Origin of the sequence: Sphingobacterium anhuiense, from assembly GCF_042686355.1 — a bacterium.
Taxonomy (GTDB): domain Bacteria; phylum Bacteroidota; class Bacteroidia; order Sphingobacteriales; family Sphingobacteriaceae; genus Sphingobacterium; species Sphingobacterium anhuiense.
The window spans coordinates 389,643-406,791 of sequence record NZ_JBHUPE010000001.1 but is presented as its reverse complement, the minus strand read 5'-3'; the positions used below and the strand labels follow the sequence as shown (position 1 = coordinate 406,791).

The 17,149-nt window shown below is 34.5% G+C and carries 19 protein-coding genes; 16 read left to right on the top strand and 3 right to left on the bottom strand.

The window, feature by feature from the left end; translation table 11 throughout:
• The first annotated feature begins 7 nt into the window (after window positions 1–7).
• The 6 genes from ACFS6I_RS01725 (at window position 8) to ACFS6I_RS01700 (ending at window position 5,020) form a co-directional block, all read left to right on the top strand.
• On the top strand, window positions 8–583 hold the full coding sequence (locus tag ACFS6I_RS01725) for a Crp/Fnr family transcriptional regulator (protein ID WP_380917752.1): 576 nt from the start codon (window positions 8–10) through the stop codon (window positions 581–583).
• Window positions 584–647: 64 nt separating this feature from the next.
• Window positions 648–1,658 carry an NAD-dependent epimerase/dehydratase family protein gene (locus tag ACFS6I_RS01720; RefSeq protein ID WP_380917750.1) on the top strand — a complete coding sequence of 337 codons (1,011 nt, stop codon included), beginning with the start codon at window positions 648–650 and terminating at the stop codon, window positions 1,656–1,658.
• A gap of 149 nt (window positions 1,659–1,807) precedes the next feature.
• Window positions 1,808–3,217: an alpha/beta hydrolase family protein gene (locus ACFS6I_RS01715; protein WP_380917748.1), complete on the top strand. Its 1,410-nt coding sequence runs from the start codon at window positions 1,808–1,810 to the stop codon at window positions 3,215–3,217.
• A 146-nt stretch (window positions 3,218–3,363) separates the two neighbouring features.
• Entirely contained in the window at window positions 3,364–3,933 is a 570-nt protein-coding gene (locus ACFS6I_RS01710) for a dihydrofolate reductase family protein (RefSeq protein ID WP_380917746.1), read from the top strand.
• Between the two features lie 68 nt (window positions 3,934–4,001).
• Window positions 4,002–4,391, top strand: a complete 390-nt coding sequence (locus tag ACFS6I_RS01705) for a DUF1398 domain-containing protein (RefSeq protein ID WP_380917744.1) — start codon at window positions 4,002–4,004, stop codon at window positions 4,389–4,391.
• Window positions 4,392–4,636: 245 nt separating this feature from the next.
• A complete protein-coding gene (locus ACFS6I_RS01700; protein WP_132845616.1) occupies window positions 4,637–5,020 on the top strand; it encodes a hypothetical protein in 384 nt (127 codons plus the stop codon).
• 281 nt (window positions 5,021–5,301) lie between these two features.
• On the opposite strand, the gene ACFS6I_RS01695 is transcribed toward ACFS6I_RS01700, so the two are convergent.
• Together ACFS6I_RS01695 and ACFS6I_RS01690 are read right to left on the bottom strand one after the other, a co-directional pair.
• Window positions 5,302–5,853, bottom strand: a complete 552-nt coding sequence (locus tag ACFS6I_RS01695; RefSeq protein WP_380917741.1) for a DinB family protein — start codon at window positions 5,851–5,853, stop codon at window positions 5,302–5,304.
• Window positions 5,854–5,909: 56 nt separating this feature from the next.
• Complete coding sequence (locus ACFS6I_RS01690; RefSeq protein WP_380917739.1) at window positions 5,910–6,416, bottom strand: Crp/Fnr family transcriptional regulator; 507 nt, start codon at window positions 6,414–6,416, stop codon at window positions 5,910–5,912.
• Between the two features lie 284 nt (window positions 6,417–6,700).
• Between ACFS6I_RS01690 and ACFS6I_RS01685 the strand changes: the two genes are divergently transcribed.
• The 6 genes from ACFS6I_RS01685 (at window position 6,701) to ACFS6I_RS01660 (ending at window position 11,664) form a co-directional block, all read left to right on the top strand.
• The gene (locus ACFS6I_RS01685; protein WP_380917737.1) at window positions 6,701–8,185 is read left to right on the top strand and encodes a hypothetical protein; all 1,485 of its coding nucleotides are present in this window, start codon (window positions 6,701–6,703) and stop codon (window positions 8,183–8,185) included.
• Between the two features lie 24 nt (window positions 8,186–8,209).
• Window positions 8,210–8,842, top strand: a complete 633-nt coding sequence (locus tag ACFS6I_RS01680) for a hypothetical protein (RefSeq protein ID WP_380917735.1) — start codon at window positions 8,210–8,212, stop codon at window positions 8,840–8,842.
• 7 nt (window positions 8,843–8,849) lie between these two features.
• The gene (locus tag ACFS6I_RS01675) at window positions 8,850–9,962 is read left to right on the top strand and encodes an SMI1/KNR4 family protein (protein WP_380917733.1); all 1,113 of its coding nucleotides are present in this window, start codon (window positions 8,850–8,852) and stop codon (window positions 9,960–9,962) included.
• A 138-nt stretch (window positions 9,963–10,100) separates the two neighbouring features.
• On the top strand, window positions 10,101–10,619 hold the full coding sequence (locus ACFS6I_RS01670; protein ID WP_380917731.1) for a hypothetical protein: 519 nt from the start codon (window positions 10,101–10,103) through the stop codon (window positions 10,617–10,619).
• A gap of 18 nt (window positions 10,620–10,637) precedes the next feature.
• Entirely contained in the window at window positions 10,638–11,129 is a 492-nt protein-coding gene (locus ACFS6I_RS01665; RefSeq protein ID WP_380917729.1) for an SMI1/KNR4 family protein, read from the top strand.
• Between the two features lie 79 nt (window positions 11,130–11,208).
• The gene (locus tag ACFS6I_RS01660; protein ID WP_380917727.1) at window positions 11,209–11,664 is read left to right on the top strand and encodes a hypothetical protein; all 456 of its coding nucleotides are present in this window, start codon (window positions 11,209–11,211) and stop codon (window positions 11,662–11,664) included.
• Window positions 11,665–11,681: 17 nt separating this feature from the next.
• Here the strand turns inward: ACFS6I_RS01660 and ACFS6I_RS01655 are convergent, their stop codons facing one another.
• Window positions 11,682–12,758 (bottom strand): hypothetical protein, encoded by a 1,077-nt coding sequence (locus ACFS6I_RS01655; protein WP_380917725.1) that lies wholly within the window; start codon window positions 12,756–12,758, stop codon window positions 11,682–11,684.
• Window positions 12,759–12,891: 133 nt separating this feature from the next.
• On the opposite strand from ACFS6I_RS01655, the gene ACFS6I_RS01650 reads away from it, so the two are divergent.
• From ACFS6I_RS01650 to ACFS6I_RS01635, 4 genes are all read left to right on the top strand, one after another.
• Window positions 12,892–13,452, top strand: a complete 561-nt coding sequence (locus tag ACFS6I_RS01650) for a hypothetical protein (protein WP_380917723.1) — start codon at window positions 12,892–12,894, stop codon at window positions 13,450–13,452.
• A 316-nt stretch (window positions 13,453–13,768) separates the two neighbouring features.
• On the top strand, window positions 13,769–14,884 hold the full coding sequence (locus ACFS6I_RS01645; protein ID WP_380917721.1) for a serine hydrolase domain-containing protein: 1,116 nt from the start codon (window positions 13,769–13,771) through the stop codon (window positions 14,882–14,884).
• A gap of 469 nt (window positions 14,885–15,353) precedes the next feature.
• The gene (locus ACFS6I_RS01640) at window positions 15,354–15,914 is read left to right on the top strand and encodes an RNA polymerase sigma factor (RefSeq protein ID WP_380917719.1); all 561 of its coding nucleotides are present in this window, start codon (window positions 15,354–15,356) and stop codon (window positions 15,912–15,914) included.
• A gap of 62 nt (window positions 15,915–15,976) precedes the next feature.
• A complete protein-coding gene (locus ACFS6I_RS01635; RefSeq protein WP_380917717.1) occupies window positions 15,977–17,110 on the top strand; it encodes a FecR family protein in 1,134 nt (377 codons plus the stop codon).
• The last annotated feature ends 39 nt before the right edge of the window (window positions 17,111–17,149 follow it).

The window sequence follows — 17,149 nt, the reverse complement described above, 5'->3', positions numbered from 1 at the left end:
TTAACCCATGCACGCCAAGTTTATTGAGCTTATCACCAAGCATGTTATCCTTTCCGATCAGGAAAAAGAATTATGCAGGCGTTTTATGGAACCTGTTCTTTATCCTAAAAATTGTATTATCGAAGAGGAAGGAAAGGTTCCAGTTTATCTATATTTTGTGGTATCAGGCTTTGTACGTTTGTTTCATTATAATGAAAAGGGTGATGAAGTGACGACTCATATCAACTGCCCTCCCGGGTTTATCACATCTTATATAAATTTTAGCAATCAGACCCGATCAGACGAAAATCTTGAATGCATCACCGAATGCGAGCTTTTACGTATTACCAGATCTGATCTAGATCTTTTAATACAGCAGACACCATCATTCAAAGACTTTAGCATCTATGTTTTTCAGCAATCGTTATCGTACAATGAAAAAAGATCCAGGGAGTTGGCAACACTGACGGCAGAGCAGCGGTATTTAAAACTAATGAACGAACAACCGGAAATACTTCATCACGTTCCGATGCAATATATCGCTTCTTTTTTAGGAATGAACCCTAAAAGTTTGAGCCGTATCCGTAAAAAGATCATTAAGTAACATTTGTGGAGTGGTTTAAAATGAATAAGGCAGAACTTTGCTTTATCATTTAAAATCAATGAACATGAAAACTAAAGATTTGGTATTGGTATCCGGAGCAAACGGGCATTTGGGAAACAACTTAGTAAGATTATTAATAAATAAAGGTTTTCGCGTTAGAGCGTCCGTTCGTAATATTAGAAATCTAGATTACTTCAACAATCTGGATTGTGAAGTCGTTCAGGCAGATATTACAGACAAGGAATCATTTAAAAGAGCATTGCAGGGTGTTGATACTTTCTATGCCGTGGGGGCCGCATTTAAACTATGGGCTAAAGATCCACAGAAAGAAATCTACGATGTGAATATGCAAGGTATTCGTAATACCATAGAAGCAGCTGCAGAAGCTGGTGTTTCTAAAATTGTATATGTAAGTTCCATAGCTGCTTTGAACTATAAACATACGCCAACAAAAGAAAGTAACGGTTACAATCCCGACCGGAGAGATGCCTATTACAACTCTAAAAATGACGGCGAAAAGCTTGCTTTTAAGCTAGCAAAGGAGTTAGGTGTTGAATTGGTTTCCGTTATGCCTGGAGCAATGATAGGCAGCGAATCCTTACTTCCGCTGAATGTATCCTATGCCGTATTGAGGTTAATCTTAAACAAGAAGATTCCCATGGACACCCATATTGCACTCAATTGGGTTGATGTTAAAGATGTCGCCGAAGGTTGTTATCTGGCTGCAGAGAAAGGTAGGTCTGGAGAGCGGTATATCCTCACTAATGAAAGATGCATGAGTATTACGGAAACGACAAAACTTGCACAAAAGCTCTATCCTGAACTTAACCTGCGTATTCCCGTTTCTGTCCCGAAGTTCATACTATATGGTATTGCCGGATTGATGCAGTTTGCAGCAAAGCTAAGTGGAAGACCTCCCTTAATTACAACTAAAGAAATCGCCATGTTTTCTGGATTGCAGCAAGATTTTGATATTTCCAAAGCAAGAAATGAATTAGGATTTAATCCGAAAAGTAGCCAGCAGGCAGTAAAAGAAGCATTAGCTTATCTTATGGCACATAAGGAAATGCTTTAGCAATTTTATATTTTACTTGTGTCCTATGGGATACTTATCCGTTTAAGTCTACAGACATCATAAATACTGATACATATGTTGGCTATTATAAAGAGCGTATCCCTTAAAGTAAATAGTTATATTTGATTATAATACCAATCACCCTCTTTATGAAATTAAAATTACTTCTCACTTTCTTAACAGCTACGTGCTTTATAAATCAATTGGCAGCGCAAGATCTGCCCTCTAAAACAGTATGGGAGGGCAAAATAGAAAATATCCGTATATTTCTAAGAATATCGAAAGATAGCTTAACAAATAAGTACGTTGCCGTTTTTGATAGCCCAGATCAAGGTGCTATGGGATTGAAGGTTTCTGAATTAAAGGTTACAAATGACAGTGTAACTGCTTTTTCAGCTCAAATAGGCGGAGGTTTCTATGGTGCATTTAAATCAGGTAGAACTGAACTGGCTGGCGAGTGGAAGCAAGGAGGCGCACTACCATTGGTTTTAAAAAGAGTTGCAAAGGAATTTGAGATTAAGCGGCCACAGATGCCCAAGGCTCCTTTCCCTTACAAGGAAGAAAAAGTTATTTACTACAATGCCGATAAATCAATTCAATACGGTGCTACTCTCACTTTACCCGATACGAATAAGCAAGTACCCGCTGTTATTTTAATTACAGGATCTGGGCAGCAAGATCGTGATGAAACTTTGTTTGGACATAAACCTTTTTGGGTCATTGCTGATTATCTGAGTAGAAATGGTATTGCTGTATTACGTGTTGATGATCGCGGTGTTGGAGAAACTACAGGTGAGGTGATGAATGCGACATCATTGGATTTTGCGGGAGACGTGCTGGTCGGTATGGAATACTTGAAGGCACATCAGGGGATTGATAGCAAAAAAATAGGCCTTATAGGACATAGCGAAGGTGGTATTATCGGCCCTATGGCAGCTGTGCAGTCTAAAGATGTAGCCTTCATCGTTAGTTTGGCAGGAGTAGGTATTAAAGGCCGGGAATTAATGGCGATGCAGTTGAAGAGTAATTATGAACAGCTCGGATTAAATACGGAAGAGGTTAGTAGATTTGACAGTCTGTTGAATATGTTATTTGATCTTTCGGCGACTTATTCAGACAATGAGGAACTCAAGCCAATATTTGCAAAGAAAATGAAAGCATGGCTCAATAGCCAGCCTGAGGCATTTCTGGCTAAGCTTGGTTATACAGGACCGCAGGCTTATAATAATATTGATGAATTTGCGGCAAGATTCTTTCTGCCCTGGATGAGATCCTTTTTGAAGTATGATCCAGCAACCACTTTAACAAAAATTAAGATACCTGTATTAGCCTTGAACGGCGAAAAAGATGTGCAGGTATCGGCTCAGGAAAACCTTTCTGGGTTTAAGACGTTGCTTACCAAAGCAGGAAATAAAAATTTTAAAGTGATCGCAATGCCCGGGCTGAATCATTTGTTTCAACATGCCAAAACAGGTCAAGTGAATGAATATGTTACTATTGAAGAAACAATTTCGCCCGAGGTATTAAGTATCATGAAGAATTGGATAAAGAGTTTGTAAGTAGATTGTTATAGACAACTGATCAGTTTCTTGTGAAAAAATACAAAAGGAATGGCTAAAAGCCCCCTTGTATTGTCGCAAATACACCCTGATCGCATAACTCGTATATGTTAATTTTGATTAATCATTGACCAAATTGAAAAGACATGAGAAAGATTCGAATTTTTGAACATATTTCGCTTGATGGTGTGATCGAACATGACGGCGATTATGAGTACGGGGCGTGGACGACAGCATACCGAAGCCCAGCTGGTGCGGCACTTCTTTTTGAAGCATATGGACCAAATTTTGACCTACTCCTTGGACGTACTACCTATGACATATTCAGTAGATTTTGGCCCAATGCTGGAGATTTTCCAATGGCCACTGCAATCAATTCAGCTACTAAATATATTGCAACACACAGACCGGAGAGTTTGAGTTGGGGGCCAGTAGAAGACCTGGGTACAGATGTGCTAAAGTCAATTACAGCGCTTAAGGCAACAACTGGACCTGATCTGATTATTGTAGGAAGCTCCACGTTAACATCAACATTGTTAGATTCTGGACTTGCAGATGAGATAGTATTGATTACCTATCCTGTTTTGCTTGGTCAGGGTAAACGATTGTTAGGAGACGGTATAACCGCGCGCGAATTTGCATTTGTAAGCTCTAAAGCAACTCCCACGGGACTGCTTATCAACACTTACAAAGACATAGGCCCTTTGAAAAAGTAGTTTGTAGCTTCAAATTATGAATTTTAATATATATGAACAATAATAACAGAAAATAATATACAAATAAGATGTTTACAATAGAGCACATCGAGGAAGCGCATAGCAAAGTTAAATCCGGAGCAGATTTTCCTAACTATATTCAAGAAATAAAAAAGTTAGGTGTAATAGCATTCGAGACTTGGGTACGAGATAGTCACACCGAGTATATCGGTGAAAATGAATTTAAGACCGTTTCAAAACCCTCGTATGCGAATTTAGAAATTAAGGCAGTCTGTGATCCATTAAAATTTAGGGATTATTTAAAGATACACCAAAAAGGGGAGACTGATTACTTCACTTTTTGCAAACATTGTGCGGAGACCGGTGTGAAAAAATGGACTGTTTCGCTGCATTCCATGACATGCAAGTATTATGACATGGCCGATAATGAAATTTTAACAGAAAAAATACCTGAGTAGGTTTATGTGATGATAATGTGAGATAGAGGAATATCATTGTTCGTCTCTAAGGAATGTTATTGACTACTGAAAATCTTCTGGAAAACAATGCACTTACTAATTAAGGAGGTCGTCGGTTAGCTAAAAATTGAAGTTATTTATTAATAAATATCGGGTTAGATATACTAACAATTTCCGTATTATTCCATCGTTAATATGTCAAAAGGCATAGTATTTGCTTATCGAATTCCATAAAATTAATCCATATGAAAAAGACCATTTTACTTTTTGTATTGTTATGTACTGCTTTTTTTTCGCGAGCAGATCAACTTCAGGCTTTAACACAGAAGCAAGCAGAAGCGGCAGTCGTATACCTTAAAAAAGAACCAATTGTGATTTTGTGGTGCAGTTGCTGCGATAATGAAACACCTAAAAAAGTTACTGTTAATGAGGTGTTTTATAAAAAAGATAGCGATGGAAAATACTATTCTGTCATATTAAAAGGAAGGGATGAAAGTGGAAAGGAAGTGGAAGAATATTTAGATCTGGCTTATGTGTTCGTAAAAAAAGGTAGAAAAGCACAAAGTTTAGGTAAGGTTTTGAAATTTGAGTGTGATCCTTGTACTAAGCCATTTGAATGGTCGAAGTAAGTTTTAATATAAAATATAGAAGAAAATCCTGTCAGAAGTCAAGGTATTTTCAAAAGTGATTTACAATTTAAACCGATATGCCGTTATTTTAAAATAACGGCATTTTTGTTGTTTTAAATACTAAATTAATTTTAACGACTCCTAAGGTATCCAATTTCAGTGATTTAAAGTCGATAGGGGTTTCCGTACTAGCTTGAATAGTGTATTATTCAGGTACGCTTAGGGCCTTTTATCCCTCAATAATGTGGTTCCAGCATTTATAGTTTATCGGTTAGATGAGTTCAGCTCTTTTTCATTTTTTCTTGTATACAATCAATTTGTTTTAAATGCCTGATGATGTGATTAATAAAAAACTGAAAAGTATCACCGAGTTTTAGTTTGATCAGATTTGAAATTGAGGTTTCAATTTTCACTTTGTTCAAGCTCACATTTTTAGATCGGTTTAACAGATCCATTAAGTTGATTTGTTGAGCTATAAATTGATCAACAACTGTGCTATCCAAATGTTTATTTAGTGGGTTTTTGTCTTTAAATGTTTTTATTCTGTTGAGTTTTTCTTTGGGTAACATACTTTTGGCAAAGTAATTTCCTAATAGACCGCTTTTAAAATCAAATTCAGATTTGCATTTAGCATTTTTTATTTTAGTATCTATCAGTGGTAAATAATAATTGCCATAAAGATTCAAATGCTCTAAACATTCTAAAATATTCCAGGACATTTCATTCTCTTTCCATGTTAGGGAATGCAGATCATTGGTCTTTAGTCGTTCTGCTTGATTTATAAACAGCCGTGTTTGCTCTAAAAGCTTCTCTATTAATATTTCTGATTGCATAACTTTATATTTTATGCAAAGTTCTAAAAAGCATTTCTGATAAATCTTGATTGAAGTCAAGACTTTTTTAATCGGGATAAAGTTTCAGGACTCATTCTTAGGTAATTCGCGATGTGTCTATTCGAGATTTCCTGAAAAAGTTGCGGACTTCGTTTTAAAACGCGTAAATATCTTTCTTTAGGCGAATTTGTTAAGATATCGACTTCGCGTTCCATTTGTTGGATGACCAAATTTTCTAAAATTTTGATCCATAAAATTCTGTTTTTCTCTACCTCCAAAAATTGTTCAATTTGCGTTTTTGTAATTACTTTTACGACCGTCTTTTTTATAGCTTGTATAAATAAATCAGAAGGTTTATCTGTTAAAAAAGAGTCCAACGAAACGATTAAATTGTTTTTGTAACCAAATCTAATCGTTTGTTCTTCAGATTCGTCTAAAACAAAAATGCGCAAACTTCCACTTTCAATATAATACAAATTTGTATCAATGCTACCTTTTAATTTCAGAAACTCATTTCTGCTGATGGTAATTTCTTTGTTCGAAAGTTCAATTAATTCCTTCATTTTTTTATAACCGTGATGTTAGATAAACTTTAATTATCCGGTAATTCGTCTAAATAAACTAATTTAATAATATTTATCGACATGTCTGATAAAGGAAGATCATTTATACGCACTGTCAATCTCTAAACATAAGCTTCAAGAAATAGGAGAGTGTCTAAGTTATTTGTCTTTTTAAAATCCAATTGGAAACCATATAATATGCTAAAATATAGCTGATAACTGGGATAGTATTCATCTTATATTCTATCTAATATTGATGGATAAGATGAATAAAATTATTAAGCATGAAAACTATAGCTTTTAGTATCCTATTTATGTTGACTTCAATCACAGCTTGTACACAAGAAAAAAAGGACAATTCTCCTGATGTCCTTTTAAAAAAGAAGACCATAAAAAGTGTTCCTTTTTTAACGAAGCAAAATGATTTTATCTATGTAGATAAAACAAGTTTGAAAGCTGTCACAAATCAAAAATTCCGTACGGCCTCCCTATTGACACCGACAGGTTTTGCAATTGTTGAAAATGACAAGAATGAATATGCGGCCATAGACGAAAATGGAAAAATAGTTTTGGATTTTTCAGCCAGCGAAATCAACTTAAACGTTATAAATGGTTTAACTTTTTACAAAAGAGAACTGGAATATGTCAAGAAGATGCCGATCTGGAAATGGGAATGGAATATTCTGGGGGGTGGAATCCAAAAAGAAAAAAACTACCACAACATTGAAATAGGAGTAGTAGAAACTAAGCAAATTTTACTTCATAAGGATGTTCCATATTTGGACGACAGTTACTATTTAAATTTTATCCCAGTAGATGAAAACCACATCTTTTGGAATGGTACCCTGTATGAAATCAAAAAAAATCGCTTGAATAAAATTGAACATAATATCACTGAATTGCTTGAAAATAAACGCTTTATTAAAGCTTCTAATGCAGGTTTTTCCCTTTATGAACTCAACCATAAAAAACCAATTCACAACGGATTGGAAGGTGTCGAAACACTTTCAATGCAATTTGAGAAAGAAACAATCGTGCTCAATGAAATTAATAAAGAACGTTATACACCTGAAGTTCCTAAACTACTATTAGATAGCGAAACCAATGCTGTTTATCCGTTTCCACAATATGAAAAGGTATTTCCAAAGGAAATCACAAAGGCAACAGCTAAACAGATCGATTTCATAAGAAAAACTACCCTAGTGTATTCAATAACTAATTCACCTTATTTTCTATTGGGTGTTTTTAATTATGATCATGCTATTTGGGCGTTCGATTGGCTATATATTGATACCAAAGGAACTGTCGTTGATACCATTGATACGTATAATTTTAAGGTCATGGATCAAGTAGGAAATTTGGTCTGGCCCGATAGAAAGATGATTTTACCAAATAGATACATGGATAAAAATTGGAAATTTGGGAAAATAAATTCATACGAAGGCATGGGTGATTTATATATTATTCCGATTGAAGACGAACAACAATTTCGCACTAAAGGCTTGTGGAATCGACGCCAACATATATGGGAGATAAAGCCTGAATATCATGAAATATCGGTTTTGAATACTGAAAATCAGATCTATGCGCTTCAAAAAGAACAGGGTGGATTGTATGCACTTTACGATAATAAAAATATACAATACATTGGATCAAAAGCCTATCAATCCATTAATTCGGATGGACTGGTTACGGTTAAATTGAATGCAGAGCAAACTATTTATTACTATATTGACATTTGTTCTGGAAAAGAATACAAAGAAAATTAATAATAAACTCCAAATACGATATTTATGATTTTCAGAATGCTGTTAGCACTTGTTGCTTGTGTTTTAAGTTTATCCTCTTTTGCGCAGATACGTACAGGAGTGTATTTTCCTTCTGATCAAAAATTCAATGAAATAATTGAAGATCTTGGAAATCCATTGCCCGGAAATCCGGTAATGGTTGTTCAATCATTTGTTCCCAACCGCGGAAGTTATGTTTGGTTTTTAAACGAAAGCAAAGCTGCACAGGCCGCATATCTTAACGATAACCCCAAGGATCTGCACGCAGGAATTTTTCTGGAAGATCATGGCGGATTAATTTCAAAAATTACCTTTAAAGATTTTGCTGTAGGATTGGCACAACCGATCTATCTCATCAATTACTGTGAAGTTGGAGATGCAGATAAGGATGGTTTTCCTGAGTTTTACCTTACTTATTTTCAAGAATCAGATGGTTTAGATGCTAAACCGCTGAAAGTTATCGTTTACACAAATGGGGGCGGAAAAACATTCTTAAAATCAAAGATTACCGGTTGGATTCCTTTTCAGGAAGAAGATCAGTATCGAGAAGAAAGAGATGCAAATTTTAAGTTATTACCCAAAGAGATAAGACGGAACGCTGAAAAAATACTGCACGATGCGAAAAGTCAACTGAATTAATAGGCATATGAAATTACCCAATCACTGGCAGAACTTTATTAAAATATTTCAGAAGAAATTTAATTCTGAAATCGTGTCTGATAGCATACGTGTTTTTCAAGATGAGGAGGCTATTAAAGAACGCTTTACAACCCATCAGTTTGAGACGTATTTACCCTATTATATTCCTGTGGCCGATGATTCTGGAGGACAAGTGGCTGTAATTTCTAAAAATGACGAGGACAAAAAGGTATATCTTACTTCTTATGGCACCCTGGAAGAAAAATATTTTAAAATATTAGATCGAGATTTACTGCATTGGATGCAACGAAAATTTCCTTTTGATAACGAAGATAAACAGGAAAACGAATTAACAGCGGAACAGCAGGTGGCTTTTGAAAGTGAAAATAAGCGCCTCATAGAGCAAATTGGTCAGTTTCCTTCCTTATTAAATTTTTGGAATCAAACGTATTCGATTGAAAATCTCTGTCTCCCGGAAAACTTTCCAGTAGTAGATCAACTGCTGGCATTCCAAGATGGATACGCTTTTAATACGATTGCATCCAAAAGCTTGATTGGCGAAAAGGAAGGAGATTTCAAGGAAAGTTGGCTAGTCATTGCCAGTAATTATTTTGCAGACCCTTTTTTTATCGATTTTAACGATTCAGAAGAAAATTTTCCCGTTTATTTTGCCTTCCATGGTGCAGGAAAATGGAAACCTATTAAAGTGGCGGATAACATTGATACTTTTCAAAATGTTTTACGAACCATTTTTGAGCTACGGTATGATAAAAATGGCCTACTTTCATTATTAACGGAATTTAGTATTTCAGGCAATGAATTTTGGGATGAAGTTTATCAAAATGTGCTGGAGATGCCAGAGATGGCAGAAGAGGAGCAAAATGAAATGATCAGCGATTCGGATTGGCAGGAGGCTGAGGTGTATATCACAGATATCGGTCCGAATAAAATGAAAATAGTCTCCTTATTAAAAGCGAAGTACCGATTGTCGGGTGCTGAAGCGCTTCAAATGAGTAAGGAAGCTCGTATATTGTATCACAAAGGTCCTAAAAAATGGATACACAGCAGCGTTAAAGAATTAGAGAATTTAGGTGCTCAGGTAGCAATCGTTATACTGTGATCATTAAAGTGGATGTATAAATAGGTTGTTGGAAAAAAAGTTAAAACTCTAAAAACTACCAGTATCGGGGATATTTTCAAACGGTATCATTTGTTATCTTTAATTCAAAGATTTAGTAGGAATAAGAAAGTGAGATATTTGGCAGTTTTAAGTTCATTTTTAGCATTATTCGGTTGTAAAACAAATGTTCAGAAATTGCAGATTTCTACTATTTACACCGAACCAAAGCGGGTATCAAAAGAAATTCCAGAAACTGGTGCAATACAAACTTATGTGAGCCGTAAGGAAGTCACAGAACGCCTAGTTCCTCTTATTTACATGCTCTATAAAAATGCTGAAACTCTTAAATTTCGGATGCAGGGCAACATCAGTTCCAGTGGCCATGCTGTTCATCAGGTTAGAAAAATTCGTTTTGAAAGAGGAGAACAAAAGGGTAATACCATCACATTGCGGTATTATGTAGAGATTAAAAAATATTCAGGCAAGGAAAGCGCTGATGTGAAGGGGTATAATTATACCAAAGATGAAATTTATAAAATACCTAATGATGTTAAATTAATAAATATCCAGTTGTATGAAGACCGGATCGATGGTATAGCAGCTACCAATCCAAAACTTATAGCTGAGCAGACCTTTAATTTCTTTGCAAAAATTTAAACATCTGAAAACGAAAATATGAACGTATTAAGTAAAGACCTACATTTTATTACGAAGGATTCTGATCATGAAAATTTAAATAAAAGATTTCAGACACGATATTCGAACCTGCCGGATGATTATCTTGCTTTTTTAAAAACATACTCCTTGCTCACGAACCACTCCGATACAACATGGTTTAACAGCATTACAGATTTTAATGAGACAAATGATGAAAATGATTTCCAATGGAATGAATTTGAAATTCTGTCCTTAGACGCTTTTGATGGAGATGTTGAAAATCAACAAGTGGTAAAGAATTTTTGGAATCAACATGTACCTATTATTCTATCTGTTAAAAAAGGTTATGCCTATTTTGCTCTTCATGTTTCAGAAGAAAATTTTGGGAAAATCTATTATGGTCAAGAACCTGAGTTTGAAGAAACAGAACTTGTGTCGGACAGTTTTAGTGCTTTCATTGAAGCGATCCAAAAGAGATCATTAAAGAAAGAATACCTGGATTTGTTCTAAAGATCGTGAAAAGGTCAAACAAATTTTGGCAATGATTGTACTTGAAAGAGTTTGTTTATTAAAAAAAAATAAAGCGACAATGAAAAAAACTGCTGCCTTCACATTTTTTAGCCTCTTGCTGACAATAACGATTCTAAGTTGTGTAGATGCTGAAAGAAAGAAAAGCAATTTCCCTAACGATCTTAATAATACCAACTGGATCATTCAGGAAGGAGGGCTTGTCACGATAGATGGTGATACAACCTATCGCTTATCAAAAAGAATAGATACGGCACTTATTTTCAATTTTTACGCAGTAGACTTTCTCGATGAAGAAAGATTCAAAAGTTATGATAGTTGGGAATGTGGCAATGATTGTTTCACAAAAATATTTGGAAGATACTATTTCACCAAAGCAGATCAAATTGAAATGCAGATTGATAGCATTGCACGATCTGGAACATGCGAAGCCCCAACAGAGGTTTTCACCATATCAAAAGTTATGTCCTTTAATATGGTGAAAAATGGTGATCAACTGCTGCTGATCAGAAAATAGCAGTTATATATTCTTACCTAAAATAGATTAGGCTTCAACTGAATTTTTAGGTAAGCTGTCTTTTGGTTTTTACCCTTCGCTGGGGCTGAATTTGTCGGGAATACTTCAGCATAAAAAGTGTCGTTATCCACCCAAAAAGCTTTTTTATGATCTGCAATTTTGAAATTGGTAAAATTAATATACAGCAGGTTTTCTTGATCAGAAACTTGCTCCGCGTATTTGTTAATAGCAAAATCACTTCCTACGTCATTGTTAGAATTGACATAAGAAATCCAATTTTTACCTGGAATAATCTGTGGATAACCACCAGTAAATGTTCTAAAACTAACTTCGGGTTTTATATTATAAAACGAGTAGTACAAATCGTATACTTCAGGAGAGTTTTCTTTGAAAACTTCTAAATTCAGGGAGGGAGATTGCCCGATATATTCATTGGATAACATCCCTTCTTCTGTGGAGACATTCTCATGTTGTACAATCACGATTTCTTTTCCATTTTCTGTATACACCCAGTTGCCATCTTTCAGTTTTACTTTCGGATTTTTCACTAAGACCTCATCGATTCGATTTTTAGAAGCTGTTTTAAATTCTTGTGCTGAGACCTCTGCTATTGTCCCGAATTTATAGAATGATTTATTTTTAAAGTCTTGATCCTTTTTCAATAAGCTGCTTCTGATCTCATAAAGATCTTTACCTTCTAAGGTCAGATCAAATGAGGCTGTGAATTCTGACTTCAGAACAAAAGCTTCAATGCTATTCGAAATGTTATTATCAATGCTAAAATGGATCGCGTAAAAATCATCAAACTCCTCAAATCCGTAATAATTATCGAGTTTATTTTTAGCTACTTTTAGGTGATCAGCATCTTTGCTTGGAGCCATAAAAAAATGAACAGAATCTAGTTTGGTAAATAATTGAAAGGGTACATCCTGTATATTATCTACACCTTTTATCTTTTTGAAGTCAGTTAATGTAATGATTTTCTTCGTAACTTCAGTGGTCTCTTTACTAGTTTCAGTTGCTTGAGGAGACGGATTACATCCCACAAAAGTAACAACTAGGGTGGATATGACGAATGGATATAATGTTTTCATTTTTTGTGTCTTTTAGCAAAGATATTACTATTCAAATTGGCTTAATATGGCCGAAAGCAGGGATTTATTGAAGGGCATATTTTAGACAATTTTAAAAAAGATAAATGAAAGACTTTAAAATTATTCAATACACATGAAAAATGTAATCATCAACTTCTCTTTTGCGATGGCTCTACTCGCTTCTTGTTCACCAGTTGCCGAAAAGAAAGGGGATAAATCTACTGATATAGTTCCAAAAGTAGATACAGCCGCTGCGCCTGTTCCTCGAAAAAATACGGTAACTAAAGTGGATCTTCCGACTGATCTTTCAACCTTAATCCCTATTGATGTATTGGATAGCACAAGTACAAATGTGTATGTGAAATACGGTATAGAATTCTCCGGGAACTGTTATTCATGCGATTTAGCGAATTTATCCATCACAAAGAATAAAATGATATGGACCAATGTCTGTGATGATAAAGACACTTTTGAAATTGATGATTTCGTTGCTTCTATCGAAGGAAATAAAACAACTTTAAAAACATCAGAACGCACGTATATTTTAACAAAAATAGATAAAGCACCTGTTTATGAGCTGGTATTAGAAGGCCATAACTTAGCATTAAAAAATAAAAGAATAGCCAAGTATTTCACAATTAAAAAAGCTTTACCACTTTTTAAAGAGCACGACTGCGGCGATTTTGAAGGATAATTAATGATTACTGTTCAACTTCTATTCGAATATAAAATTGAATATGTCGAGCATAAAGATTGTATTTACATTCCAAAGAAGAGAAAAGAACGAAAAACATAATTTGAGAATGCGATTTTTTTTGGTGCTGATCTCGAAGAGGTGCTAGGGGCGTCTGCGTTTATAAGCAAAAGTTATCAATCGAATATCTTTTAAGCCGTTTGGAGTCTGATGTGTCTTCAAACGGTTTTTTTAGCAATGAAAATATTTAATTGGGAAAATTATTTTACTTTATTTAAAAATAGTATTTTTGATCGTAATAATTTTAAATTATTTTATGAATAACCAAGTTAAATTTATGGGTGTAATTATATTCACTTTATTTTCGCAGCTCTGCCTTGCACAAGAAGATACTCGACATATACAGCTTAACCATCTACTAGACAGTTTACATCGTAGCAATGCCTTCCATGGTAATGTCCTTGTCGCTGAAAAAGGTAAGATTCTTTATCAGGAAAGTTTCGGTTTGGCCGACGAAAAATCAAAAAGAAAAATTGATCATGATACTGCTTTTGAACTCGCATCAGTTTCTAAACAATTTACAGCAATGGCGATTATACTACTTCAGAAGCAAGGAAAATTATCCTATTCGGACGAGGTTTCTAAGTATGTTCCAGAACTTGCCGCATATAAAGGAATTACCTTACATCATTTATTAGTTCATACCAGTGGCCTCCCTGATTATATGACGCTAGCTGTAAAATATTGGAACAAGAATGATATCGCAACCAATGCCAGTATTCTTAAATTATTTGAACAGGTTAAGCCGGAAAGAGAATTTCAGCCAAATGAAAAATGGGAGTACAGTGATACCGGATATTTAGTATTAGCTACAGTTATTGAACGTGTCAGTAAATCTTCTTTTAATGATTTTTTAAAACAAAATATTTTTATGCCACTCGGTATGAATAGGACGTTTATATATCAGCGAAGATACGAACCAATGCAAATTGAGAATTACGCCGAGGGATATATTTATTCCGACAGTTTGAAAAGAAAAATACTTCCAGATGAATTAGGAAACGAAAATTATGAAGTTTTTCTCGATGGAGTCGTTGGAGATGGAATGGTAAATTCAACAACTGAAGATCTTTTGAAATGGGATAGGGCATTATATACCGATCAGTTGATTGACGATAATGATAAGAAGTTGGTATTTTCTTCCCATGACACTTCCACAGGGCAAGCTACAGCATATGGGTATGGATGGTTCATCGAAAATTCAGAAAAATACGGCAAAGTAGTTTCTCATTCTGGCGATTGGGCAGGTTATATCACATACATTGAAAGACATATCGACCGCGATAAAACTATTATAATATTGCAAAATAATAGTTTAGAAAGTACAGTTATTCCTGTACCTGATATCTGTAAAATTGTTTATGGCGAATAAGTTCCTCAATAGTGTTCATCAATAAAAGTTTAAGATATCCATTGAAATAATGATGAAGCTTAAAATAATGGATTTCCCTGTAGACAAATTATAAGATACCAGATGTAGCAAAGAAGCGATTCGAAGAGTGTATACATGAAAATTAAAAAGTTATAGTTATTCGTTTATTCTTTTAAACCCGTTTGGTCGTTCCAAACGGTTTTTTTTATATGATCCTTTTTTCCTGTTGGTTTTAAATCATTCCTCTGAATGCTGTAAAAATGATTTATTATATGCTACAGTCTTTAAATTTCAGCATATGTTGATTATGGGCTTTATCATGAATTGAAAAGCAAATAAAAAAATAATGCTCCTTTTTTATGAAGGATTAAAAATTAAATAAAAAACTATCCAGCACTTGTAGTGATATAGGATTTTGTTATCTTGCCCGCAACAACTATAAACTAAGGGCCCATTATTTATTCATATCATGTACACTGAGAATCTCTATTCTTTAGAAGAATTATATCTTTTGGTGAAAAGATCTGACGTGGATGCTTATAATGTATTGTATGAAAGAACTTGGAAAGGTTTATATCAGCACGCTTTTTCAAGGTTAAATGATGAATTGATCAGTAAAGAGATTGTGCAGGATGTTTATATTGATTTATGGGTCAAGCGTCATGAAAAAGAAATTCAACAGGTAAGTAACTATCTATATACAGCTATACGGTACAAGATTATTGATCAGTTTAGGAAATCGACTAAAAAGCTAGAAAGTCTAGAAACGATTGTTGAGTACATGGCAAGTATGGATCAGGCAGATCATAATTTTAGAGAAGAGGAACTTCAAGTTCATCTAAATTACTGGATTGATAAACTGCCGAAGAAAAGAAGAGAAATTTTCAAACTCAAATATTTTGATGACTTGAACAATAAGGAGATTGGCGAAATATTAAATGTTTCTCCAAAAACTGTTCAAAACCAATTATTAACAGCCTCCAAATGGTTGAAAAACCAGTTGAAGGAAATATTATTTTTATTTTTTTAATTTTTTGGGAGTTTCGCTATAAATCACGACATATAATAAAGACCAACTTATAAACTTTATATATGTCCACTAGTAAAACTAGAATTAGAGTATTTATTATAAATATTTTTAATAAGTATTTATCCGGTAAAACCTCAGAAAATGAGGATCAACTAATTGAAAAAATATATGACCGTCTCGATATTCACGATCTTGATCATATCGATTATGAATCCATTAATAAAGATATTAAGCAGCAAGTTGACGCCGCCATAGCTCGGAAAATTAAAATTTCCAATCGAAAAAAGCATTATCAGTTAGCGGTTGCAGCAAGCGTATTGTTTGTTCTTTCATTAGGTGCTTTATTCTTGTATCAAGGAAAGGACACCATTATGTCTTTAAGTAGAAGTAAACATACTGCTCGTGATTTTCCTCAATTAACCCTCAACAGAGAGCACCGCATTAATCTACTCGACTCACTACCAGTAGGCACTACACTTCACAAAAAAGGAGAGGGACATATCTTAGATCTGACCCATATGGAGCGATCGCAAAAAGTCGAACTTATAGAAATTAATAATCCATCCGAAACCCCGTTTACCGTTATTTTAAAGGACCAAACGAAAGTTAGCCTAAATAAACATTCTTCCGTTTCATTCCAGTCCAATTTTGGGATAAACTCAAGGGAAGTGATGGCGGTAGGGGAAGTTGATTTTGACGTTTCTAAGCAACAATCTCAAGATAAGTGGGTTCCTTTTACTGTCCGAACTAAGCTACAAACCATTGAAGTCTTGGGGACACAATTTCATGTTTCGACGACTATACCAGGTGAAGAAAACGTACTGTTGAAAGAAGGTAGCATCAAGTTGGCACATAATCATTCGGAGGGTACGGTTATCCTTAAACCTGGAGATAAAGCATTTCTTCAAGCAATACAACCTAAAATTATGATTTCTTCGCAAAGCAGCAAAGCTAAAATAGATTCATGGAGAAAAGGCGAGTTTTATTTTGAAAATGAAAAACTGAGACAAGTTATGGATGAAATCGGTACCTGGTACGGCAAATCGATTGAAATGAATGAAGAGACAAGCACTAAAACACTTACCGGAATATTTACAAGATACAATACGATCGAAGATGTGCTTCACATGATTGCACTCACAAATAGTGTTGATTTTAAAGAAAAGAAAGGAGTCATCTATGTAACAGTCAAATAAACAGTCAACAATTAAAATCACCAATTTTTTAATAAACTA